Source organism: Corallococcus terminator (assembly GCF_049194865.1).
Lineage (GTDB): Bacteria > Myxococcota > Myxococcia > Myxococcales > Myxococcaceae > Myxococcus > Myxococcus terminator_A.
Window position 1 is genome coordinate 49,086 of sequence record NZ_JBLZWL010000071.1, and the last position, 23,355, is coordinate 72,440.

Below are 23,355 nucleotides of genomic sequence, written 5' to 3' on the forward strand. Positions count from 1 at the left end.
CTCAGAGCTCCATGCCGTTCCAGCCTTCGGCCTCATAGACCTTGAAGCCGGTGAGTCCTGCCTGCTCGAAGGCGGCGAGGACGTCTTCGCTGATGAGGATGAGGCGGAGATACGTGGTGCAGCGGAACATCTTGGCCTGTGGATGGATGGTGCCGGATTTGAGCGCCAGCTTCTCAATGAGACCAATCTGGTCCTTGACGATGAAATTCATGTCGTAGACCGAGCGGTCCATGTCGATGGCATCTTCGGCGCCGAGCAGATTGAGGAAGGCATAGTCAGGACCGACGACGTTGCCCTCTTGGTCCTTGAGCACAACGGGGAGCCACTCGGCGTTGGTGACTCCCAATGACTCGATGACCTTGCGAGCCCGCCCTGAAACCAGGAGGGCGCTCATCAGGTTGGGTTGGAAGTCGTAGAGGTTCCGGCTTTCGGGGTAGTTGTCCGAGAAGGAAACCTCGCCTCCCATGGGGAACGCCCTTGCGAGGCTGATTCCTTTCGAGAACTTCCAATCCGTCGGACTGCCACGAGGGTACTCGTCGACGAATCCTGCTTCCTCGGCCATGACCTTGAAGACGAAGTACTTCACAGCCGGTCCTGTGCTCGAACGTACTTCATGCTTCCTCTTCGGACTCTTCCATCCAACGCAGGAAGCGCATGGCGCCCACCAGTGCGAGGACGGGTTCCCCCTCTTCATCACTGAAGCGGATGGCGTCATGTTCGTCCGAAAGGCTGACCTGGATGCAGTACATGGCCATGTCCTTGCCGGGTCGGACCAGGTCCTTCATCTGGGCGTCGATGACGCGAGAATGCAACTCCAGGACCTCGGTGTAGACCTCATCCAGGGGAAGCAGAATCCCACGGACTCCCTCGCGCGCCGTGACGAAGCACGGCACCTGTTCCTCGAGGACCCGAGCGACGATGTCAGCGGGCTGTTCTTCGATGCAATTGGCTTCGAACATGGCGATTTCAGAGCTCCAGGCCGTTCCAGCCTTCAGCATTATAGACTTTGAAGCCAGTCAGTCCCGCTTCGACGAAGGCAGTATGTACGTCTTCGCGGATAAGGATGAGGCGGCGCTCCATGGTGCAGCGGAACATTTTGGCTTGGGGACTGATTGCGTCAGACTTGAGTACCAGCTTCTTGACGCGACTGATCTGGTCCTTGGCGATGGCATTCATCCGATAGACCGATCGCTCCAGGTCGATGGCGTCTTCAGCGCTCTGCAAATTGAGGAAGGCGTAGTCCGGACCAACGATGTTGCCCTGCTGGTCCTTGACCACGACGGGGAGCCACTCGGCGTTGGTGACCTCCAGCGACTCGATGAGTTTACGCGCCCGTCCGGAGACGAGCAGATCGCTCATCAAATTGAACTGGAAGTCATACAAATTCCCATGGTCAGGATAGTTAGCGGAGAAGGAGACCTCGCCACCCATGGGAAATTCCCGGACGAGGCTGATGCCTTCATCGAACTTCCATTCCGCCGGACTTCCACGTGGGTAGCTATCGATGAAACCTGCTTCTCCATTCGTGACCTTGAAGACGAAGTATTTCATGAAAATGGTTACCTTCGGCTCTAGGGGACTCAGACTTCCAGGCCATCCCAGCCTTCGGCTTCGTAGACCTTGAAGCCTGTCAAACCTGCCTGCTCGAAGGCATCGTGAACATCTTCGCGGATAAGGATGAGGCGGCGCTCCATGGTGCAGCGGAACATTTTGGCCTGAGGACTGATGGCGTCATGCTTGAGCACCAGATCCTTGACGCGATCAATTTGCTCCTTGTCGATGGCATTCATCCTGTACTTGGAGCGGTCCATGTCGATGGCATCTTCGGCACCTTGCAAGTTCAGGAAGGCATAGTCGGGACCGACGACGTTGCCTTTGTGGTCTTTGACCACAACAGGAAGCCACTCGGCATTGGTGAGTTCCAGCGACTCGATGAGTTTGCGCGCCCGTCCTGAAACCAGGAGGGTGCTCATCAAGTTGGGCTGGAAGTCGTAGAGGTTCCGGTCATCAGGATAGTTCTTGGAGAAGGAGACCTCTCCGCCTGTTGGAAACTCCTTGGCGAGGCTGATGCCTCTGTCGAATTTCCAGTCCGTCGGGCTACCACTAGGATAACTCTCGATGAACCCTGCTTCTTCTGCCGTGATCTTGAAGATGAAGTAATTCATAAAGCCTTTCGCTTCTTAATAGAGAGAGCCCCACTCGTAACGGCTCTTGGCCTTCGGATCCTTGGGGGCGTAGCGCACGAGGGCATGCTTGTATTCTTTGCCCTTGGTGACAGATGCCACCACGGCTCGGCTCAACTTCACGAGGACATCCCAGTAGTCTTCCTCCAAGTTTTTCAGTTGGGTGAAGATGTCCAGAACAAGCGCTTTGTGGTCTTTGTTGGCGTCGATCTTCGCCTGGATGTCACTGGCGATGCGCTTCATGTGCCGCATCACCTGCTGCGTGTAATTGGGATGGTCACCCGGATGTTGCAGGAGCGCGTGGACCGGCACTGCCCACGCCTGGTCCGGCAGCATGATGATGTTGTGACCGTGATTCAGGTTGTACTCGGACTGAAGAATCAGTCGGAGCTGCTGGTAGGTGAAGACCGGTCCATTCTCCAGCTCGTAGTAGAACGCCGAGCCCGGGAGGATGTGGTGGGCCTCCCATGCGTACGGATACTTCTGGAGCGCGGGCTTCTTCTCCTTGTCCTTCGCCCCCGGATTGAAGTTCTCCGGCGGTCCTCCCGGGAACTCCGCTGTCTCGCGCACCATGTCCCGGATTTCATCCAGGTGTGGATGGTCGAACACCCGGTACACGCCGCGCCCATCCAGCGACCCGATGTAGTTCGAGCCATTCTGCGCGTAGTGGTTGTCCTTGCCGAGCACCCCGCGTGGCGGCGCGTTGCTGTCGACATGGTCCGCGTCGTCCGCGGACTCCTCCGCGGGCTTCGGCTTATTCTTCTTGGCTTCCTTGGCCGCCGCGTACTTCCGGTCCCGGCTTCGCTCGAAGATGGCCAAGAGGCGCTGCGACAGCGCCGTGTTCATCTCGTTCGCACTGAGGTTGCTCATGAGCACACCCACCTGGAGCGAGGCTGGCGCAAGGTCGCCGCCTCTTGACGTCAATGCTGCCCGAAGGCTCGTTTCCAGGCTACGCTCACCCGCACTTCTCCCATGGCTCGCCTGATTTCCCTTCGCGCTGACGCGGCTGACTCACTGGGTGAAAAACTGAGCCGGTTCGAACCCGGTGCCGACCGCCCCAGCCTCCTGACCCGGCTCGACGGCATCACCCTCGACCTGCACGTCATCGCCGTCGCCACCCTGCTCGTCGATGGCAACCCCCAGGGGTTCTTCCTCAACCTCTGCCGGATGGCCGAGAACGCTCGCCGTCTCCACCTGCTCCTCGGCACTCGCGGCCTCCCCCCTCCCCCCGCCCGGCGCAATACACCCCTCCTGGGTGCCCTCGCCGCGGGCCACTTCCCTCTCGCCGAGGCCGTTGCCGCCACCTCCAGCACTCAGTGGCAACAAGGCGCCGAATACGAAGACGAGTTCCTCTGGGCCTCTACCCTCCAGCTCCTCGCGCGCACTCCACCCGCCTCGCCCGTCGCCCTGGAGCGCGTGCTCGTTCCCCTGGAGAAGGTGGGCAAGGAGCCCTACTCCAGCCGCGTCGCCGTCGCTCGGGCCCTGGCCTCCTCTGACCGGACCGCCTTCGTCGAGGCCTTCTCCACCGCGTGTCTCGAACATGGCCTCGACATCGAGAAGCGCGCTCGCTCGCAGTCGACGCCCGTGACGTCCTTCGCGCCACATCGGTTCATCTGGCTGGAAGGACTCGCCCTGCTGCGACTGGCCGAGCGTGCCGGCATCGCTCCCGAGGACACGAGCTTCCGCTACTGCCCTCCCCTCGCCCGCGTCCCCATGACGGTGACGTACACGGGCGACTGGGCCCTCCAGACGACTCCGACGCAGTAGCCCGCGTTACCTTTGGCGACGGATTGACCGGGGACGAGCTTCGCCGCGCCTTCGGACGTCACCCCGTCCCGACGGGCTGCCCGGCTACGAGCTTCTCCGCGCCATCACACGTCACCTGGATGGAACGCAGCTCCGTCGGCTCGCGCTGCAGGGTGAACGTGCCTCGCCACACGAGGAACAGCTTCATCGCATCCGTGTCGATGACGACGGTGTCCAGCTTCAGCTCCAGGTCCACGTCGTCCAGGTTCCGTGCTCGCGGGGCCACCACTCGTGGCGGCGACAGCGCGGGCAGCTTGAAGCCCATCACCCCTCCGGGCGCCACGTGCGCGAGCAACACGGACTCACCGCCCCGCAGGTACTCCGTGACGAGCTGGTCCTTGGGCGCGCCATTCAGGAAGCGCCGGTCAAAGTCCTTCGGCAGCAGCGGGCTGCGCGACTTGCGCCACGCGTCGTCGTACGTCCCAGCGTAGGACGCACGAGGTTGCCAGTGCGGCTCAATGAAGCCGAACCCCATCGGCGTCGGGCACTGGCCCCACAACTTCAACACGTCGTTGGGCGACTCCAGATTGGGCAGCCGCAGCCCTTCCTCGAACCGACTCCCCTTGGCTCGGAAGCCCGTGCCCAGCGGGTTGCGAGGCTCGAACGCGTGTTTCGCGGCGTCCTGCGCGCTCTTGTCCCAGCCACCGAAGGACCGCTCGTAGCGCAGGGGAATGCGCTCGAAGGCGAGCGGCTGGGTGATGCCGATACCACCCAGGCTCTTGAACCAGGTCCGGTTCCCCACCACGCGCACCTGCTTGTGGATGGGGCCGACATGCAGCTCCGCGAGCAGCTCGCGCGTCCCCACCTTGGGCGCATGCGCGTGTCCCAGCAGCACCACGTCCGTGCCGACCTTGGTGAAAGCGCTCTCGGGCTCCAGGCGCAGGCTGGCGGTCTCCTCTCCGTCCCAGCGCTCGCCCGCCACCATCAAGGGCGCCTGCTCCTCCGCGAGCACCGGCGCGCCGCGAGGCTTCAAGTCGAACGTCGCCTTCACCACCGGCACGAACAGGGGGCGCAACACCTCATCGGTGAGGAACAGGGGCTCGAAGGTGAACGGGGTGCGATTCTCGGTGGACGGGTGCCCCATGTTTCATCTCTATCAGTCCCCGTGAGCCCACGACAGGACGGCAGGGCCCGCCGAGTGGACGCGTGTGCGACGCGGATGCAAGCTTGCTGGAATTCCCCGTGACGCCCTCCCACCTCCAGCCCGGCCCGGACGAAACTGTCGACTCCATCGGCACCGCGGGCGTGCGCGTGTTTCAGCGACGCAATGGCTACCGTTTCACGCTGGATGCCGTGCTGCTCGCGCACTTCACGGCCACCGAGTCCACGACGGGCACAGCGAGTCCTGTCCTTGAGCTGGGAGCTGGCAGCGGTGTGGTGTCATTGCTCCTGGTGAAACAATTCGGCCTGGGGCCCGTGGATGCGCTCGAACTCCAGCCCGCGGTGTTTGCTCGGCTCACTCGTGCCGTGGCGCTCAATGACTGTGAGGCCCGAGTGCGGCCGGTGCTCGGAGACCTGTGTCGCATCCGGGAGTTCGTCACCGGCGGTGCCTACGGCCACGTCGTGTCGAACCCTCCGTTTCGAGTCGCCGACGCGGGAATCCGCAGTCCGGATGACGAGCGCGCCATCTCCAAGTCGGAGGTGGCCTGTGATGCCCAGGCCGTCATCACGGCGGCGCGCTACGCACTCGCTCCCGGTGGACTGGTGAGCCTGGTGTATCCCGCGTCGCGCGCGGCGGCGGTGCTGGGGTTGCTGGCCCAGGCGAAGCTGCATCCGCGTGTCCTGCGCTTCGTGCACGCGCGCGTGGATGCCCCCGCGACGCGGTTCCTCGTTCAGGCCGTGCGGGACAGGGACAGAGGCCTCACCGTGCGCCCACCGCTCGTCGTCCACGGCGAGGGGCCTGGAGGCTACGCGCCCGAGGTCGCCGCGCTGATGGACCCACCCCTCGCGGAGCAGACCCTGCCGTCGAGCGAGAGCAACTGAGCGGCTCCGCGCCCGAGGTCGCCTCGCTGATGGACCCGCTCCTCGCGGAGCAGGACCTGCCTCCGCGCGAGAGCGACTGAGCGACTACTCAGCGCCCAGGGGCTTCGTGTTCGTCACCTGGAGGCCGCCACCCTCGGACGCGGTGATGAACACCTCGCTGCGCGGGGGCACGTCGAGTGTCACGCGGCGCTGCTGCTTGCCCAGGGTGAACGTCACCGCCATCTCGCGCCGCCCTGGCTTCACGTCCTGGATGACTCCACCCGAGCCTCCTTCTTCACCCTTGCGAGCGCCGTCCAGTGACACATCGCAGGACTTGAGACAGCGGACATGCAAGCGCGACGCGTCCGCGAGCCCCGCCCGCTCACGGGCCTCCTCGACGTCCGCGAGCGCACGGTGTCGCGTGAGGATGACCCGGCCCTTCGAGTCACCCTGATACGTGGCCTCCGTGCCCGCGGGCACGTCGATGTAGCTGGCGAAGAGCTTCCGGCTGAGCAGGTCCGCCGTGCCCTCCACGCGGCGCTTGCCGGGCTCAACGTTCCGGAACTCCCAGGTCCGCTCGTCTCGACGCGTTCCCCTGCGCTCGTCGAGCATCACCGTGCAGGTCTCCAGACAGCGCACGAGGGCCACGCTCTTCTCGGTGGACGGTGGCGGCGGAGGAGGGCTCGGGGTCTTCTCGGTGCCGGGGGAGACTCGCGCGGTTCCCTCCACCCACTCGGGAGTTCCGGGTGAGGTGGTGCTCTCCTTGCGCACGACGATGCGCTGATTGCTGACGAGGTAGACGGTCGCCAGGGCCGTGTCGGGGATGTTCGCGAAGCCGCTTGCCAGCGGTCGTCCGAGCACTCCCGTGGCCTCGACTCGACGGGCTCCCGGGGTGATGCCCTGGAACTCCCAGAGGGCCTCGTTGACTCGGCGCCCTCGCTTCCCGTCGAAGACCACCGTGCATGTCTCCGTGCAGCGCACGCTCACGGTGACGCCTTCTTGCGCGAAGGCCGGGGCGGACAGCGACAACGCCAGGGACAGCAACACGTCGCGGAGGGCCATGGGCGGACCGGTCTGGCGCCGGCCGTGCTCCGGGTCGAGCCGCCGGGTCTTCCACCCGTGAGGCATCGAGTGGAGCGGCCGTGAGCCCGCCTGTTCACCGAGGGAGGGCGATGGGGCCCTGCGTGCGATGCGCTCGGTCCGTTCCCAACGTACCCAGGTTTCCCGGAGGGGCTCATGCATGGCCCCCCAGCAAGGAGAACAGGGCATGAACGCGGTGATGCTGACCGAGCAACCCGACATCCTCAAGGCGGCGGCCTTGCTGCCTCCGCGCCTGTCACTCGGCTCGACGATGGTGGTCCATGGGCTGGCCAAGCTGCGCAAGGAAGGCACCGAGCAGCACGCGGGCTTCTTCGAGCAGCTCGGACTCACTCCCGCCCGGCCCCTGGTGCTGGCCACGGGCGTGACGGAGGTCCTCGCGGGCGTGAGCGCCATCCTGGGCTTCGCCACCCGACCCGCCGCGTTGGCCGTGCTCGTCACCCAGGCCTTCGCCATCGCGAAGGTGCATGGCTCCAAGGGCTTCGACAACACCAAGGGCGGGTACGAGTTCAACGTCGCCCTGTGTGCCATCGCCCTCGGGTTGCTGCTGCGTGGACCGGGGGCACTGTCGGTGCACAGCGCCGTGGAGAACCGGGTGAAGCGCAAGGAGCTGCGTCGGATGAGGCTGCTGCCTCGTCAGCGCCGTCGCTCCTGGCTCCTGGACCTGATCGGCTAGGGGGCCCGCGGGGGGAGTGAGGGTGCCCGGTGACACACATGCCAGCGTCGGGGCTGGATGTGTGTGTCGCCTGCCCGCCTGCTGATGAGGCGAGCACATGTGGGCTGTCCCTGGAGGGCCCGGAGCCTCGTAAGATGCGCGGGCCCATGCTTCCGTCCGCCTTCGTCCTGCTGGCGCTCGCCACCTCGCCGGGTACCTCCCCGGCGCACGAGCCCGCTCCCGCCCACAAGTTCTCCACAGCGCCCGTCACCGAGAGCGCCGAGCTGCTGTCCTCGGCCGGCTCCCACTCCGTGCGCTCCGCGCTGGGCGTGGACTCCTCGGTCGCGAGTGCCGCGAAGCGCGCGGGGGATGGCTCCGCGCGGGCTGTGCTGGGCTCGGATCATCCGGGCGTGGCCTCGGGTGATGGCTCCGCGAGCGTGGTCGTGGTCGCCCATACGGGCATGGCCACCCATGCGAGCGAGAGCTCCGCGAGGGCATCGACGAACCAGGCCGCCTCGGGCGTCGCCTCCGCCGCGATGAGCGCCGGGGCAGGCTCCGTGAAGGCCGTGGTGGGCACCACTCACGCCAGCGTGGCCTCCGCGATGCTGAGCGCGGGCGCTGGTTCCGTACGCTCCGCCGCGAGCCCGTCTCCGTCCAGCGTGGCCTCCGCCGCGCTTCGCACGGGGACGCAGGCCGTGAGCACCGCGCTGGCCCGAGGCACTCCCGTCGCCACGGTGCAGCCGGCCCTGGCTTCCTCGTCGAACACCCTGCCCACCGTCACCGTGCAACCCGCTCCCGCGCAGGGCACCGTCTCCGACCTCGGCAACGCGGCGGCCCGAGCCGGCGCGGGCGCCCTCCGTGCCGCGGCCTTCGCCCTGGGCTCCGGCGCCTCATTCGTGCCCTCCCCCGAGGAAGCCGAGGCTCGCTACGTCCGAGGCCTCGCGGCCCTCAAGTCGAAGGACACCGCCGCCGCCATCATCGAGCTCTCCGCCTGCGTGAAGGCCCTGCCCTCGCGCGTGGACTGCCGCTGGGAGCTGGGCTGGGCGTACTCCGTCGAAGGCCGCTGGGCGGAATCACTCACGGAGTGGACCGAGGTCCATAAGCTCGACCCCGAGCACGCGGACTTGGAGACCGCGCTCGCCCAGGCTCGAGGTCAGGCCGCCCTCCAGGCGAAGCTCTCCCAGTCCCCGCAGGCCAGCAACCGCCCGCCCCCTCCCGCCGACGCCAAGGTGCGCATCCGCGCCGTGGGCGACATGATGCTCGGCACCACCCTCCCCGAGGACAACCTGCCACCCGATGGCGGCGGTAGCGTGATTGCGGGAGTCCTCCCCTTGATGCAGGACGCGGACGTCACCTTCGCGAACATCGAGGGCCCGCTCTGCGACAACGGCAAGACGACCAAGTGCCGCTCGTCCGGCAACTGCTACGCGTTCCGCTCGCCCACGGCCTACGGCCAGTTCTTCAAGGACGCGGGCGTGGACCTGGCCTCCACCGCGAACAACCACTCGGGTGACTTCGGCGAGCTGTGCCGCCGCGAGACGGAGGCCACGCTCGACGCGCTCGGCATCGCCTGGAGCGGACCTCCGGGCTCCGTGGCGACCGTGGACCGCAACGGCCTGCGCATCGGCATGGTGGCCTTCCACACGTCGGCCTCCTGCAACCACCTCAACAACACCGCCACGGCCACGGCCCTGGTGCGCGCGGCGGCGGCCGAGCACGACATCGTCCTCGTCTCCTTCCACGGCGGCGCAGAGGGCGGCAAGGCGCTCCACGTCCCCAACGGCCGGGAGATGTTCTTCGGCGAGGACCGCGGCGACTTGCGCGCCTTCACGCACGCCGTGGTGGACGCGGGCGCGCACGTCGTCATCGGCCACGGGCCCCACGTCGTGCGCGGCCTGGAGTTCTACAAGGGCCGCCTCATCGCGTACTCGCTCGGCAACTTCGCCACCTACGGCCGCTTCAACCTCAAGGGCCCGCAGGGGCTCGGCATGGTGCTGGAGGTGGAGCTGGACCGCGCGGGTGACTTCACCGCTGGCCGCGTCCTCGCCACGAAGCAAGTGGACAAGGGCATCGCCGTCCCCGACGAGAAGGGCGCCGTCATCAAGCTCCTGCAGGACCTCACCGCCGCCGACTTCCCCGACTCCGGCGCCCGCATCTCCGAGGACGGCACCGTCCGCCCCGCCGGCAAGGGCCCCGTCTCCGTGCGCTGAACCTCGCGCCCTCCTTCACACGAGGACACCGCTGTCCCGACAACCGCACACCCACGCCCACGCGATTCACCGCTGGGCTTTCGTGGAATGCGCCGTATCAGGACGTGCCTGAGCGACTGTGCCGCACGCCACGCGTGTGAGCTGTGTGCCACGAGGACGCATCACCCGTCGCACGCTGAAGCCTGACTGTTGGTCGCACCATCACTCTCGTGATTGCGGCACCAAGCATGACGCGGCTCGCGGAAGCGCGTTTCAGTCGCGTGCGTTACAAGGACTTCGCCGTGCGCGCACTTCGACTGCCACAGCTCTCCTCGCTTCGCGCCTTCGAGCATCCCGGCTATCTCGCGGTCTGGCTGGGCGCGCTCATCTCCAACATCGGCACCTGGATGGAGACGGTGGCGATGGGCGTGTACGTCACGCAGGTGACGGGCCGCGCGGAGTGGACCGGCGGCATCGTCGCCCTCGCCTATCTTCCCTCGCTGGTGCTGTCGCCCCTGGGCGGCGCGCTCGCCGACCGCTTCGACCGTCGCGCCTATGTAGCGGTGGGCACCGCCGTGCAGCTCGCGCTGGCCGCCGTGCTCACGGTGCTCGCCTTCACCGGCCACCTCAGCGTGCCCATCGTCGGTGTCGTCACGCTGCTCAACGGCTGCGCGAACACGCTCACCTATCCGGCCTTCTCCGCGATGCTCGCGGAGCTGGTGCCGCCCCGTGACTTGCACAGCGCCATGAGCCTCAACTCGGCGCAGTACAACCTGGGGCGCATCCTGGGCCCGCTGCTCGCGGCGCTGGTGCTCCAGGCGGGTGGCCCGCCGTGGGCGCTGTTCGTCAACACGCTGTCCTTCGTCGGCGTGCTCGTGGCGCTGTCGCGCGTGAGCATGCCCGTGCGTGACACCCCACGCACGGTGGAGAGCCTCTGGGCCGGCATCACCCGAGGCATCTCCGTGGCGCGCACGGACGAGGACATCTCCCTGGTGCTGTGGGGCACGCTCTTCGTCGCCGCGCTGGTGGCGCCCTTCATCGGCCTGGTGCCCGTCTTCGCCATCAACGTCTTCGGTCAGGGCGCCGCCGCCACGTCGCTGCTCGTCGCCTGTCAGGGCGCGGGCGCGGTGGTGGCCGCCGTGCTCGTGGGCACGCTCGCGGACACGCTCGGTCATCGCAAGCTGCTGGGCTTCGCCGCCCTGTCCATCGGCGGCGTGTCCGCGCTCTACTGGATGTCACCCACGCTGATGGTGGCCGCAGCCGGCATCTTCGTGCTCGGCGCCAACTACCTCACGCTGATGAGCGGCCTGCACGCCTTCGCCACCGCGCGCGTGCCTCGCGAGCTCCAGGCGCGCGTGAGCAGCCTGTACAGCATGGTGCTCGGCGGCGCGTACGCGGCGGGCGTGTGGGCCCAGGGCGCGCTCGCGGACCGCGTGGGCCTGCGCTTCGTCACCATCAGCGCCAGCGTCCTGTTCCTCGCCCTGGTGCTCACGCTGCGCCTGCTCAGCCCGCGCAGCTTCGAGCGCTCCCCGAGCTGACCTCCCGCACCCTCGGTGCCCACGCCCTCCACGATGAGGGCGTGTCCGGGGTCCTCCTCCGAACATGAAGGTCGGTTCAGGTGCCGAAGGCCCTGCGGCCCGGTGCCTCGCGCGCTACACACGGACGCCGACCCCCTTCCGAGAGGAGCCCCACCGCATGTCCGTCCGTCCCTCCCTCCTGGCTTTGACTGCCCTGCTGCTGTCGGCCCCGCCCGTCCTCGCCCAGACGAAGGCCAGCGCCGAGCCGCTCGGCACCGCGCTGGAGGGCCTCCCCTCCGCCTTCCCCGTGCAGCAGTTGCCCCTGACGGTGGAGGGCCAGGACGTGCGCATGGCCTACCTCGACGTGAAGCCCACCGCGCGCGCCAACGGCCGCACCGTGGTGCTGCTGCACGGCAAGAACTTCTTCGGCGCGTATTGGGAGTCCACCCTCCGCGCCCTCACCGCCGCGGGCTACCGCGTCGTCGTGCCGGACCAGCTCGGCTTCGGCCGCTCGTCCAAGCCGGACCTCCACTACAGCTTCCACACGCTCGCCTCGCTGACGAAGAAGCTGCTCGACTCGCTGGGCGTGAAGCAGGCCGTCATCCTGGGCCACTCCATGGGCGGCATGCTCGCCACGCGCTTCGCCCTCATGTACCCGGAGACCACCGAGCGGCTCATCCTCGAGAACCCCATCGGCCTGGAGGACTACCGCGAGAAGGCGCCCTGGCAGCCCACGGAGGCGTACTACCGCGAGCAGCTCGCCGTGACGGAGGCGTCCACGCGCAAGTACCACGAGACGTACTACGTGAAGTGGAAGCCCGAGTACGACGTCTGGGTCCAGGTGCTCTACCGACAGACGCTCAGCGGCGACTACCCGCGCCTGGCCCGCGTGGCCGCCGCGACGTCGCAGATGATTTACGAGCAGCCCGTGTCCCACGAGTTCCCGCTCGTGAAGCCGCGCACCCTCGTCGTCATCGGCCAGGAGGACCGCACCTTCATCGGCCGAGGCAAGGTGCCCGCCGACGTCGCCGCGACGCTCGGCCAGTACCCTCGGCTCGGGAAGAAGACCGCCCAGGCGATTCCCCAGGCCACCCTGGTGGAGCTGCCCGCCGTCGGCCACATCCCCCACCTCGAGGCCCCCGAGAAGTTCCACGCCGCCGTGCTCGACTTCCTCGCGAAGTAGGCCCGCCTCGCCCCTCCCTCCGGGCCTGTGGGTAACTTGGGGACGCCAGACACACTCCCCGCATGGGCTCCTGTCCCTCGGGTTCCGGATTAGAGTCCGTGAATCCGGGGCTTGCGGCCCTGGTGCAGACCGGGGGGGCGCTGATGAAGAAGCTGCTCGGGCCGATGCTGTACGCGAGGAACCAGCCGTCTGGGGACACGTGGTCCTTCTTCGTGAACCTGTACCTCGGGGACTCGGACCCCTCGCGGCCCCCGCCGTTGCGGCTTCGCTTCCAGCGCATCGACGGCACGGAGCTACCGGACGCCGTCCATGCTCCACCCGAGTCAGTGGCTGACTTCTCCGCGCTGGGTGGCCAGGCCGCCGGGGTGATGTGGCGATGGGAGGTGACGCTCTCGCGCGAGGACTCGCCCACGCGGGTGATGTACCGCTTCGAGCCCGGTGAGGGCTGCCCCGCGCTGTCGCAGGTGGACTTCGCCGCGCGAGGCAACCCGGTGAAGCCGTGGGGCGGGGAGGACGTGAAGACGGTGGTGGTGCCCGCGAAGGGCGCCCTGCCTCGCGCGGCCTTCTTCTCCTGCAACGGCGCCAGCGACGCGAAGACGTGGGGCTCGGTGATGCGGATGAAGCGGCCCTTCGGCTGCTGGGCGGACATGCTGGCCCAGCACGAGGAGACGCGGGAGGGAGGCTTCGAGCTGCTGCTCGGCGGCGGAGACCAGGTGTACGCGGACTCGCTGTTGGACCAGGAGCCGCTGGTGGAGTTCCGCAAGCGGGAGCTGGAGCAGAAGCTGGACCGGGACTTCGGGCCGCCCCCGGGCTTCCACGAGCAGATGCTGGCGCGCTACGTGGAGCTGTACTGCGAGCGGTGGAGCGGCTCGGCGGGAATCGCGCCCATGCTGGCGCGGGTGCCAGGCCTGTTCACCTGGGACGACCACGACATCTTCGACGGCTGGGGCTCGCACGAGGCGTTGCAGTCCTGCGAGTGGTTCGAGTCCATCTACAGCGCCGCCGCGCTGGCCTTCGAGGCCTTCCAACTGGGCGGACTGAAGACGGAGGAGAAGCGGCCCTCGAGGCGCAGGCCTTGTGACGCGCACTATCTCCAGACGCTGCGCTTCGTGGGCGGGGAGTGCGACGTGGACCTGGTGGCGTTGGACTTGCGCAGCGGGCGCACGTACCGGCGACAGGTCCACGGGAAGATGGCGCACCAGGTGATGAGCCCGGAGCAATGGGGCGCGCTGGATGCGTGGCGCCATGAGCACGCGAGGGACGCGGGGGTGAAGCCGAGGCACGTCATCGTGCTGTCCTCCATTCCGCTGGTGCACCTGCGCTTCGGGCCGTCGGTGGAGACGGTGGGCGGCGACACGGAACTGCACGACGACATGCTGGACCAGTGGGAGTCCGTCGTGCATCGCGGCGAGCGCATCCGGTTGATGGTGGACCTGCTCCAACTGGCGAAGACGTCGTGTTGCGCGGTGACGGTGGTGTCCGGAGACGTGCACGTGGGCGCGCGCGGGCTCATCCGCTCGCGCAATCCCGACCACATCCCCGCGGGCCTCGCGGAGGCGGCCATCGAGCAGGTGACGTCCTCGGGCATCGTCCACCCTCCCCCCAACCTGCTCCAGTTCATGGGGATGCGGCTGTTGGCGGAGGAGTCGGTGGATGACCTGCCCTCGTACATGCAGACGGAGCTGCTCCCGGTGGGCAAGAGCCGCTACCTGCGCGAGCGCAACTGGCTGTCATTGAGGGTGGAGCCCGCGCGCTCGAAAATCGCTCGGCCCAAGCTGTGGCTGCGCTGGGAGGCCGAGCACACGTCGCTGTCCATGCAGGTGGTGGTGGAGCCTCCGCCGCTCGTCGCGACGCGGTTCTGAGGTCCGAGGCGCCACCTCGCCCGGCGGCCATGCGGGCGGGCCCCGCTGTCGTTGCACGGAGCTTGGTGCGCGCTGTCGTCGCTCCGACATTGAGACCCATGTGGAGTCGGCGTGGGGATGCACTCCGCGCCCTTCGACGAGGAGCGCGACATGACCACGGGCAGCAAGAAGAACGACCCCTCGAAGGGTGGCCACCACAAGCCGACCTTCGCGAAGGACCGCGTGGAGCGGGGCCTTGAGGCGGATGACACCCGGCCCCTCTACGCCGCCGAGTCCATCCACAGCACCCGGGAGCAGAAGTTCGCGCTCGACAGTGACGCTCCCGTCGGCGGCGACGTGCCCGACATCCGCAGCCCCATCGACGAAGCGGACGAGCTGGAGCGCGAGCGGAAGGGACGCGAGCGGGTCCTGGAGCGGCAGGTCGAGGAGGAGGACTGACGCCCTCCTGTCCCAGGCCCGACGCGTCCAGGTGACGCGCCGGGCTCCTTCACGGACTCAAGGCCGCGCGCTGGCGCTGCCCGGCTGCGTGTCGGGCTCCACCGCCATCAGCTTGCCCAGGTTGAGCCCAGACACCTGCTCCTGGATGAGCAGCGGGTCACCCACCAGGATGATTTGCAGCGTGGCCGGGTCCAGATACTTCTCGGCCGTGCGCTGCACGTCGGCCGCGGTGGCGGCGCGCAGCCCTTCCACGGTGCGGTTGAACTCATCCAGCGGGCGGCGCTTGCGGAAGAGCTGCGACGCGCTGGAGCCCAGGCCCTCCACCGACTCGAAGGCGCCCGGGAAGGCGCGGATGAGGCCCTCGCGCGCGGCGGCCAGCTCCTTCTCGGTGATGGGGCGCGACTTGAGACCGCTCAGCTCTCCCATCGCCTCGTTGAGCGCGGGGCCCGTCACGTCCGCGCGCACCGACGTATAGGCCGTGAGCGGACCCACGCCCAGGCGCGGGTCCATGCTCGCGCCCGCGCCGTAGCTGTAGCCCTTGTCCTCGCGCAGGTTCATGTTGAGCCGGCTGCCGAAGAAGCCGCCGAACACGGTGGTGGCCAGCTCCAGCGAGTACTCGTCCGGATTGCCCGCGGCGATGGCGGGGCGGCCCAGCATCATCACCGTCTGGTCCAGGCCGGGCTTGGGCACCACGTACACCGCCTGCCGCGCGGGCGTGGGTGGCGCGGGCGGGGCGGGCGGAGGAGTCGCGGGAGCCTTCCACGCGCCGAAGTGCTGCTTCGCGAAGGCGACGGCCTCGTCCAGCGTGATGTCACCGGTGAGCACGAGCGCCGCGGCGGCCGGGCCCACGTGCTTCTTGTAGAAGCCCTGGATGTCCTCCAGCGAGAGCGCCTGCACGGAGTCCGGCATGCCCTGCGAGGTGTGCCCGTACGGGTGCGTGTTCCCGAAGACGGAGGACAGGAAGACAATCTGCCCCAGCGCGCTGGGCTGACCCAGGCGGCGCACCAGGTCCGCGAGCTGCTGCTTCTTGCGCCGCTCGAAGGCCTTGGGCGCGAACGTCGGCCGGAGGGTGACGTCCGCCAGCAGCGCCAGCGCGGCGTCCACGTTGCGCGTCAGCACGCGCACGCCCACCTGCGCGCCGTCCGGAGTCACCTCCTGGAAGGGAGACACGCCCAGGTCCGCGAAGGCGTTGTCCAGCGCCACCGTGTCGCGCGTGCCCGCGCCCTCAATCAGCATGCGGTACGTCAGGTCCGCCAGGCCATCCTTGCCCGTGGGGTCCTGCGCGCTGCCCGCCGCGAAGGTGACTCCCGCGAAGACGAGAGGCAGCTCGCGCCGGGTGCTCACCAGCACGGTGAGCCCGTTGTCGAGCGTGGCCTTCTGGAAGGTGGGCAGCACCAGCTCCGGCGGCTTGCCCGGCTGGGGCGGCGTGGCGCGGAAGGCCTCCGCGTCGGCGGGCGTCGCGGGCTTCGGAGCCTGGGGCGCGGCGGTGTCCTGGGGCTCGGACGTCGCGGGCTTCTGCTGACTGGCGCAGCCGGCGAGCGAGACGGTGACGAGGGCGGTGATGAGGCGGCGCATCAGTGGCGCTCCTTCGGTTCAGCGGGTGCCTGCTTCCGCGCGGGAGGCACGGCGTGGAGGATGACGCGAGCATCGGGGCGCAGCGTGTCGCGAGCGAACAGCTTCACGGCCTCGGGCGTCACCGTCTCGTAGCGCGCCAGGTCCTGCGCGACGTAGCTGGGCTCGCCGACGAAGTGGTTGTAGCTCTGCAGCACGTCCGCCTTGCCACCGAAGCCGCCGATGGACTGGAGGCCCGCCAGCGTGCGCGTGTCATAGCGGGTGCGGGCGCGCTGGATTTCCTCCGGGGTGATGCCGTTGCGGCGGATGTCTTCCAGCACCGCGTCCACTTCCTTGAGCAGCGCGTCCGTGGACACGCCGGGCCGCGCCACCACGTCGAGCGTGAAGACGGACTGCGCGCCCTGGCTCTGCTGGGTGACGTTGACGCTCTGGGCCAGCTGCTTGTCGAGCACCAGGCGGCGGTAGAGGCGGCTCGCCTTGCCGGTGCCCAGCGCCGTGGCCACCACGTCCGCGGTGGCGTCACCGTCCTCGAAGTACCCGGGCGTCAGCCACTGGATGGACAGCAGCGGCAGCGTGGCCACGCGCTCCTCCTGACGGAGCACGACGGGCTTGGAGAGCTTCACCGAGGCGACCTCGGGCTTCGTCGGCTTGGGGTGGCTGGGCAGCGAGCCGAAGTACTTCTCGATGAGGGCCTTGGTCTTCGCGACGTCGAAGTCACCGACGACGGCGAGCGTGGCGTTGGAGGGCGCGTACCACTGGCGGAAGAAGGCCTTCACGTCCTCGGGCGTGGCGGCGTCCAGGTCCTTCATCGAGCCGATGACGTCCCCGTGGTACGGGTGCGGCAGGGGGAAGAGGGCGTGCCAGGCCGCCTCGCGGGCGAGGCCATAGGGGGCCGTCTCGGTGCCCTGGCGGCGCTCGTTCTTCACGACTTCGCGCTGGGTGGCGAGCTTCTCCGGGGTGAGCGCGTCGAGCAGGAAGCCCATGCGGTCGCTCTCCAGCCAGAGGGCGGTCTCCAGGTGGTGGGTGGGCACCGTCTCGAAGTAGTTGGTGCGGTCGAAGCTGGTGGTGCCGTTGAGGTCCGTGGCGCCGAGCTGTTCGAGCATGGGGATGTGCACGTCATCGGCCACGTTGCGCGAGCCCTGGAACATCATGTGCTCGAAGAGGTGGGCGAAGCCGGTGCGGCCGGGCTGCTCGTGGTAGGCGCCGACGTGGTACCAGACGTTGACGGAGACGACGGGGAGCTTGCGGTCGACGGAGAGGATGACCTCCAGTCCGTTGGGCAGCGTGTATTTCTCGTAGGGGATGGCGAGCGCTTCGCGACCGGGCTCCAGCGGCTTCGCCTCTTGTGTGGAGAGGGCGAGTGCCGGGAGCCCGAAGACGACGAGGGCTGCGGCGACGAGGGCCTTCATTTTGGACAAGGTTCCTCCGGGGCTTCCGTGCCAGGGACTCACCTCTCGCGCTTAGCACGCGTCCCTCGCCGGGTGGGCAAGGAATGACAGTCGGAATGGGTGGCGGGTGACAACTGTTGAGGGCCGCCTCGGCTCGGGGGGCGAGGTGTCCGCTGACTCGTGTCCACGCGCGTGACGCTCCATGAGACACTGGAGTGCATGGTTTCCTCTGTCGGCGTCACGCCTCGTTGCGCGGTCCACCCGGAGGTGGACGCGGGGGCGACGTGTCAGCGCTGCGGCGGCTTCGTCTGCGAGGCGTGCACGACGTGGGTGATGGGCGTGCTGTATTGCGCGGCCTGCTCGCTCCGCCCGGAGGTGAACTACCTGGAGACCTTCCGGTTGAAGTTCTGGGGGCGGCGCGACCCGAACACGTGGATGGTGGGAGGCGGGACGCTCGTGTTGCTCGCGGGGGTGCTGACGGCGTTCGTCCAGGGGGCGTGGCGGCTGGCGCTGGTGTTGCTCGGCGCCGCGGTCGTGGGTGGAGCGTTCTATCTGGGACAGCGCTGGGCGAGGACGGCCCTGGTCTTCACGCCGGTGGTCACAGGGCTGATGGGCGCCGCGCTGTTCGGTCCGGTGATGCTCGTGGGCGGGTTCCTGCTTTTCGTCACCGCGTTGCAAATCCTCCTCGACCCGAGGAACCGGCTCTTCTTCCGGATGGAGGTGTCGGAGAAGGAGCTGCGGCGAATGTGGGACTTGCGCGTCAACAACCCGCTGGCGAGGTTCGCGTTGTCGATGGGCATCTCGTCGTTCTTCTTGCCGTTTCTCGGTCCGCTGGCGGTGGTCCTTGGGGTCATCGCGTTGCGGAAGGTGGATTCGAGGGCGCGGCCACCCATTGGCCGGGGAGGGCACGCGCTGGCGAGCATCCTGCTGGGCGTGGGGAGCGTGGCGCTGTGGCTGCTGGTGTTGTGGCCGCTGATGAAGAGCTTGCTGGAGCGGCTTCACGCCTGAGTGCCGGCTCGGCGCCCCGGCGCACGGCGGGGGCGTGATGTCTTCCATGGTGGAGGTGCCCACGGTGAAGGGTGGGAGGACCACGACATGGCGAATGAAAACGAGGGATGGAAAGAAGCGGGCGAGCGCCCGAGCATGTCGACGGAGGAGCTTCGTGCGAAGCGGCACGAGTCGAGGACGTCGCGGACGTACACGTTCTTCTTGAGAGACTTGGAGGCGAGGGCGGGCATCGGCCGTCCGCTCGCGGAGCGGGCGGCGGAGGCGGTGCTGTGCACGCTGGAGCAGCGGTTGATGGGCCCCGAGGTGGAGCACCTGGAGGCGCAGCTTCCGCGGAAGGTGACGGACTTGCTGCAGCGCTGCCCGCGACACGAGGGCATGCCTCCTCGCAAGTTCAAGATGCTGGAGTTCCTCCAGATGGTCGCCGACGACCTGGACACGACGCCGAACGAAGCGGAGCGCCTCACGCGCGCCGTGTTCGCCACGGTGCGTGAGCACATCTCCGAGGGCGAGGCCGATGATGTGATTGGGCAACTGCCTTCGGATTTGCGTTCGCTGTGGGTTCCGGAGGCGTGAACCCAACGCGTGCTACTCCGCGAGGAACGATGAAGCCAGACGGCGCACCTCCTCGGAGTCATCGCGAGCGACCACGTCGCGCAAGAGCTCACCAGCCAGATGCTCCACGGTGAGCAAGGTCCCCAGCATCCGCACCACCTCGGCGCGGACCTGGGGCTCGGTCTCCATGCGCAGCGATTGCGCCGCCGCGCGCAGGTGAGGTCCGGCCACGCGCCGTGAAATCATCACCGCCGCCTGCGCACGCACGCGCACCTCCGGGTCCTCCAGCAGCACGCGGTCCAACAACACATCCACATCCGCGCCCGCCATCGCCCCGAGTGCCTCGGTGGCCGCCACGCGTACCTCCGCCGAACGGTGGGACAGAGCGGTGCGTGTGTACTCCAACCCCCGCGACGAGCCCGCCCGCGCCAGCGCTCGCAGGCACGTCTCCGCATCCAACCGCTTCGCCTCACATCGCCCCATCAACCCGTCGAGCACCCCCAGCGCACGCCCAGGTTCAGAGCGCTCCATCCCCTTCACCATCGAGCCCAACGCCAACCCCACCGCGTGCCTCAGCTCCCCTTCCTTCGTCGCCCCCACGGCCCGCGCCAGCGCCTGCGTCAGCTCCGCCGACGGCTGAGCCACCTTCCCCGCCGCGGTCGCCGCCCAAGCCCGAGTTGTCACCCGCAACCGTGATTCCCCCAGCAACCGAGCCAGCTCCCGCTGTGACTCAGGCGTGCCCGCGCTCCCCAGCGCCTCCATCACCTGCGCCACCACGCCGTCCTTCACCGCGCCCTGTCGCACGCGTCGCGCCGCCAGCCCCGCCTTCGCGGGCAGCAGGCGAAACAGCGCCGCCAATCGCTCACGAGCCTGAATCCGCTCCTGCTCTCGCGTCTCCGTCTCCAGCACACGGAGCAGCACGTCCAGCGTCGCCTCCCCCACCAGCCGTCGGTCCCACTCCACCGCCGCCGCTCCCACGCGCGGAGTCGCCAGTCCCGTGAGCGGCTCCGCATGCAGCCGACCCCGAGCCTCCCGAAACATCCGCATCGACAACGACGTATGCCGCGGAGTCTCCAGCCGGGTCAGCGCCACCCGCGTCTCCGCGCGAGTCTGGGGCAACCCCGTCTCGCGGCCTCCCTGCTCCACCACGTCCGAGCCCGCCACCTCCCGCACCAGCCCGTCCTCATCGAGCATGAAATCCAGGTGCCCCCGCAGCCGAGGCACCACAACGCCCGGCCCCCGAGGCCCCGTCGGCGCCCACAGCGGCAACGCCGTCCGCAGATACCGCCGCTTCGTCTTCACGTACGTGTTCGCGCTGCCCCCCGCGCGGTACTCCGACTCGTAGTCCCCCGTGGGGTCCGTCTCCTCCGTGCTCCAACTCCGTCCGTCCTCCGCGACGAACTGGGTGGCCGCCAGCAACAAGCGCAGGAACCGCCGCGCCCCTGTCTCCAACCCCTCCTCGAAGTGGACAGCGAGCACACGTCCACGTGAGTCCTGAGCCACGTACGAGGGCCGCTCCAGTTGCGAGCGGAAGGCACTCAGCGCCTCCTCGCTCAGCGACTTCTCCGCCTCCACCCGCGTGGCCTCCACCCGCGCCGAGAAGAAGTGCTGTCCTCCCTCCACGCCCAGGTACGCCAGCTCCAGCACCCCACTCCAGCCGTTGTGTCTCCAGTTGCGCCCCGTCTCCGCGCCAGGAATGTGCTCGGCCGAGCGCACGTCCAAATCGAACGCGTACCGGTGCTCCAACCCCGGCGTCAGCACGCGCTGGCGGCCGCGCTTCCCGGAGGGAACTGTCTTTGGGACAACGGTGGGAAGGGGCTCGTCGGAGCGCGGTGCGGGGTGGCTCACCGAGATGACCTGGGTCGTCGCGGGCGGCTTCCAGCCCCTGGGCGACTCGAAGCTCCACAGGGCCACCAGCGCCAACAAGGCGATGAGGGGCACCAGGCTCTTCAGGCGAGGGGACACGGCTCCTGGAGATACGGAGCCTGCCGCGCTTCCTGGTTGTCAGCCTGTCGTGACGCGGTGCCCCGACCTCCGGGCACCCGCAATCACCGAACGCTCAGTGACCGCCGAGCCGCAGCTCCAGCTCCGCCAGCTCGCGCTTCACGGTGGGGTCCGACTCGCGAAGTCCCTCCACCTTGCGCACGGCGGAGATGACGGTGGAGTGGTCCTTGCTGAAGCGCGACGCAATCTCCGGGAACGAGCTCTTGGTCAGCTTGCGGCTCAGGTACATGGCCACCTGCCGCGCATGCGCCAATGCCTTGTGACGGCGGTCTTCCTTCAGCGACTCCACCGTGACTTTGTAGAAGCGGGCCACCTCGCGCTGGATGGCTTCCACGTCCACCACATGCTGCGCGGGGAGGATGTCGCGCAGCACCTCCGCGGCGAACTCCTCCGTCACCGGCTGGCGCGTCAGGCTGTGCACCGCCGACAGCTTCACCAGCGCACCTTCGAGTTCGCGCACGTTCTTCTGGATGTGCTTGGCGATGAAGTGCGCCACCGCGTCCGGCAGGTCCAGGTTCTCCGTCAGGGCCTTCTTCTGGAGGATGGCCACCCGTGTCTCGTACGTGGGCTCGCGGATGTCCGTCATCAACCCCATGGTGAAGCGACTGCGCAGCCGCTCCTCCAGGCCCGGAATCTCCGCGGGCACCGTGTCGCTGGTGAGGATGATGGCCTTGCCCAGCTCGTAGAGCGTGTTGAAGGTGTAGAAGAACTCCTTCTGCGTCTCCTCGCGCTTGCCCAGGAACTGGATGTCGTCGATGAGCAGCACGTCGCACTCTTCCCGGAACTTCCGCCGGAAGTCCGTCATGCGGTGCTCGCGGACGCTCTCTACGTACTCGTTGGTGAACTGCTCGCTCGACAGGAACACCACGCGCTGCGAGGGGTCCTTCTCCCAGATGTGGTTGCCCACCGCCTGGAGCAGGTGCGTCTTCCCCAGGCCCGTGCCGCCGTAGATGTAGAGCGGGTTGTAGTGGTGGCCCGGCTTGTCCGACACGGCCTGCGCCGCCGCCGCCGGCAGCTGGTTGCTGTCCGCCACCACGAAGGTGTTGAACGTGAAGCGGCTGTTCAGCCTCGAAGGACGGCCGATGCTCACCTTCACCGTGGGTGTGGGCGGGAAGTGGCCTTCCGGGACGAGTCCCTCCACCACTTCGTAGGCCACGGACACCAGTCCGTCACCCAGCCGGGCCAGGTGTCCCTCGAGCAATCCGCGGTAGTGGTCGTCCACCCAGTCGCGGAAGAAGCGGTCCGGAACACCCAGGACGAGGGCCCCTTCACGGACCTCCAGCGCGCGGACCCGATCCAACCACTGGAGCGCGTACTGACGGCCTTCCTGACGGATGGCCTCCAGCATCTTGTTCCAGAGAATTCCAGCACTTGGAATGGAAGGTGCGGCGTGAGCGAGGGCGTTCAAGTGTGTCTCAACCGTGCAAAGCGGAAGGAGTTACGAGCGTCGGGCGGTGCTAACAGACGCTTCCGGGTGGATCAAGCTACCGACCCAAAGCGGCGCCGTTGAAGGATCTTTTCCGGGCCCGGATGATCGGCAACGGCCATGCCGCCTCGGCGCCATTGTGGGGATCCGCTCGACTCCCCCCAACCGCTGGGGTTCACCTGGCCCGACTTGACTGTGAGTGCGGAATGCAAAAGGGCACGGGTTCGCGCGCGCGGGCATTTGATGAAGCCCGGCCGTCCCTTCAAGGAGGCGCATGGGGACGTCATCAGGGCGCGGGGTTCGATCGGCCCGAGGCTCCTTGGACACCCAGTTCCGGACCCCTGCAGGCAGCCAGATGCTCCCTCGGTGGGCAGGGGACGACGGTTTCGTTCCCAGGATCGGGAAAATGGGGCGTAAGAAGGTGATCCTCCGTTGACTTACCCCGGAAATGGGGTTACGCCCCCGGCCCTTTCCCTAGTTCAGGTCGCGCCGGAGCAGTAGGAGGCGCCGCC

Annotated in this window: 21 protein-coding genes; 10 read left to right on the plus strand and 11 right to left on the minus strand. The window is 68.0% G+C overall.

What is annotated here, in order from left to right; genetic code table 11:
* Position 1: 1 nt before the first annotated feature.
* Genes ACN469_RS22010 through ACN469_RS22030 form a run of 5 tightly spaced genes read right to left on the minus strand, consistent with a single transcriptional unit; the run spans position 2 to position 3,053 of the window.
* Positions 2–586: an imm11 family protein gene (locus tag ACN469_RS22010; protein ID WP_498770706.1), complete on the minus strand. Its 585-nt coding sequence runs from the start codon at positions 584–586 to the stop codon at positions 2–4.
* 25 nt (positions 587–611) lie between these two features.
* On the minus strand, positions 612–959 hold the full coding sequence (locus tag ACN469_RS22015) for a hypothetical protein (protein WP_498770707.1): 348 nt from the start codon (positions 957–959) through the stop codon (positions 612–614).
* Between the two features lie 7 nt (positions 960–966).
* Positions 967–1,551, minus strand: a complete 585-nt coding sequence (locus tag ACN469_RS22020) for an imm11 family protein (RefSeq protein ID WP_498770708.1) — start codon at positions 1,549–1,551, stop codon at positions 967–969.
* A 29-nt stretch (positions 1,552–1,580) separates the two neighbouring features.
* A complete protein-coding gene (locus ACN469_RS22025) occupies positions 1,581–2,165 on the minus strand; it encodes an imm11 family protein (RefSeq protein WP_498770709.1) in 585 nt (194 codons plus the stop codon).
* 15 nt (positions 2,166–2,180) lie between these two features.
* Positions 2,181–3,053 carry an MXAN_0050 family toxin nuclease gene (locus tag ACN469_RS22030; protein WP_498770710.1) on the minus strand — a complete coding sequence of 291 codons (873 nt, stop codon included), beginning with the start codon at positions 3,051–3,053 and terminating at the stop codon, positions 2,181–2,183.
* Positions 3,054–3,155: 102 nt separating this feature from the next.
* Here ACN469_RS22030 and ACN469_RS22035 point away from each other — a divergent pair, with 102 nt between their 5' ends.
* On the plus strand, positions 3,156–3,950 hold the full coding sequence (locus ACN469_RS22035; RefSeq protein ID WP_498770711.1) for an Imm49 family immunity protein: 795 nt from the start codon (positions 3,156–3,158) through the stop codon (positions 3,948–3,950).
* Positions 3,951–4,008: 58 nt separating this feature from the next.
* On the opposite strand, the gene ACN469_RS22040 is transcribed toward ACN469_RS22035, so the two are convergent.
* Complete coding sequence (locus tag ACN469_RS22040) at positions 4,009–5,073, minus strand: DUF2169 family type VI secretion system accessory protein (RefSeq protein ID WP_498770712.1); 1,065 nt, start codon at positions 5,071–5,073, stop codon at positions 4,009–4,011.
* A 98-nt stretch (positions 5,074–5,171) separates the two neighbouring features.
* Here ACN469_RS22040 and ACN469_RS22045 point away from each other — a divergent pair, with 98 nt between their 5' ends.
* The gene (locus tag ACN469_RS22045) at positions 5,172–5,972 is read left to right on the plus strand and encodes a tRNA1(Val) (adenine(37)-N6)-methyltransferase (RefSeq protein WP_498770713.1); all 801 of its coding nucleotides are present in this window, start codon (positions 5,172–5,174) and stop codon (positions 5,970–5,972) included.
* 84 nt (positions 5,973–6,056) lie between these two features.
* On the opposite strand, the gene ACN469_RS22050 is transcribed toward ACN469_RS22045, so the two are convergent.
* Complete coding sequence (locus ACN469_RS22050; RefSeq protein ID WP_498770714.1) at positions 6,057–7,013, minus strand: hypothetical protein; 957 nt, start codon at positions 7,011–7,013, stop codon at positions 6,057–6,059.
* A 178-nt stretch (positions 7,014–7,191) separates the two neighbouring features.
* On the opposite strand from ACN469_RS22050, the gene ACN469_RS22055 reads away from it, so the two are divergent.
* The 6 genes from ACN469_RS22055 (at position 7,192) to ACN469_RS22080 (ending at position 14,893) form a co-directional block, all read left to right on the plus strand.
* Entirely contained in the window at positions 7,192–7,725 is a 534-nt protein-coding gene (locus tag ACN469_RS22055) for a DoxX family protein (RefSeq protein WP_498770715.1), read from the plus strand.
* Between the two features lie 581 nt (positions 7,726–8,306).
* Complete coding sequence (locus ACN469_RS22060; RefSeq protein WP_498770951.1) at positions 8,307–9,914, plus strand: CapA family protein; 1,608 nt, start codon at positions 8,307–8,309, stop codon at positions 9,912–9,914.
* Between the two features lie 281 nt (positions 9,915–10,195).
* Positions 10,196–11,431 (plus strand): MFS transporter, encoded by a 1,236-nt coding sequence (locus tag ACN469_RS22065; RefSeq protein ID WP_498770716.1) that lies wholly within the window; start codon positions 10,196–10,198, stop codon positions 11,429–11,431.
* Between the two features lie 157 nt (positions 11,432–11,588).
* Positions 11,589–12,593, plus strand: a complete 1,005-nt coding sequence (locus ACN469_RS22070) for an alpha/beta fold hydrolase (RefSeq protein ID WP_498770717.1) — start codon at positions 11,589–11,591, stop codon at positions 12,591–12,593.
* 98 nt (positions 12,594–12,691) lie between these two features.
* The gene (locus tag ACN469_RS22075; RefSeq protein ID WP_498770718.1) at positions 12,692–14,455 is read left to right on the plus strand and encodes an alkaline phosphatase D family protein; all 1,764 of its coding nucleotides are present in this window, start codon (positions 12,692–12,694) and stop codon (positions 14,453–14,455) included.
* 117 nt (positions 14,456–14,572) lie between these two features.
* Positions 14,573–14,893: a hypothetical protein gene (locus ACN469_RS22080; protein ID WP_498770719.1), complete on the plus strand. Its 321-nt coding sequence runs from the start codon at positions 14,573–14,575 to the stop codon at positions 14,891–14,893.
* A 57-nt stretch (positions 14,894–14,950) separates the two neighbouring features.
* On the opposite strand, the gene ACN469_RS22085 is transcribed toward ACN469_RS22080, so the two are convergent.
* Together ACN469_RS22085 and ACN469_RS22090 are read right to left on the minus strand one after the other, a co-directional pair.
* Positions 14,951–16,468, minus strand: a complete 1,518-nt coding sequence (locus ACN469_RS22085) for an insulinase family protein (protein WP_498770720.1) — start codon at positions 16,466–16,468, stop codon at positions 14,951–14,953.
* Positions 16,468–17,874 (minus strand): M16 family metallopeptidase, encoded by a 1,407-nt coding sequence (locus tag ACN469_RS22090; protein ID WP_498770952.1) that lies wholly within the window; start codon positions 17,872–17,874, stop codon positions 16,468–16,470. The genes ACN469_RS22085 and ACN469_RS22090 overlap by 1 nt, the downstream gene beginning before the upstream one ends.
* 198 nt (positions 17,875–18,072) lie before the next feature.
* Between ACN469_RS22090 and ACN469_RS22095 the strand changes: the two genes are divergently transcribed.
* Both ACN469_RS22095 and ACN469_RS22100 read left to right on the plus strand, forming a co-directional pair.
* A complete protein-coding gene (locus ACN469_RS22095) occupies positions 18,073–18,861 on the plus strand; it encodes a DUF4190 domain-containing protein (protein WP_498770721.1) in 789 nt (262 codons plus the stop codon).
* An 87-nt stretch (positions 18,862–18,948) separates the two neighbouring features.
* A complete protein-coding gene (locus ACN469_RS22100) occupies positions 18,949–19,434 on the plus strand; it encodes a DUF2267 domain-containing protein (RefSeq protein ID WP_498770722.1) in 486 nt (161 codons plus the stop codon).
* A gap of 12 nt (positions 19,435–19,446) precedes the next feature.
* On the opposite strand, the gene ACN469_RS22105 is transcribed toward ACN469_RS22100, so the two are convergent.
* Both ACN469_RS22105 and dnaA read right to left on the minus strand, forming a co-directional pair.
* The gene (locus ACN469_RS22105; RefSeq protein WP_498770723.1) at positions 19,447–21,378 is read right to left on the minus strand and encodes a HEAT repeat domain-containing protein; all 1,932 of its coding nucleotides are present in this window, start codon (positions 21,376–21,378) and stop codon (positions 19,447–19,449) included.
* A gap of 94 nt (positions 21,379–21,472) precedes the next feature.
* Entirely contained in the window at positions 21,473–22,825 is a 1,353-nt protein-coding gene (gene dnaA, locus ACN469_RS22110) for a chromosomal replication initiator protein DnaA (protein WP_498770724.1), read from the minus strand.
* Positions 22,826–23,355: the final 530 nt, after the last annotated feature.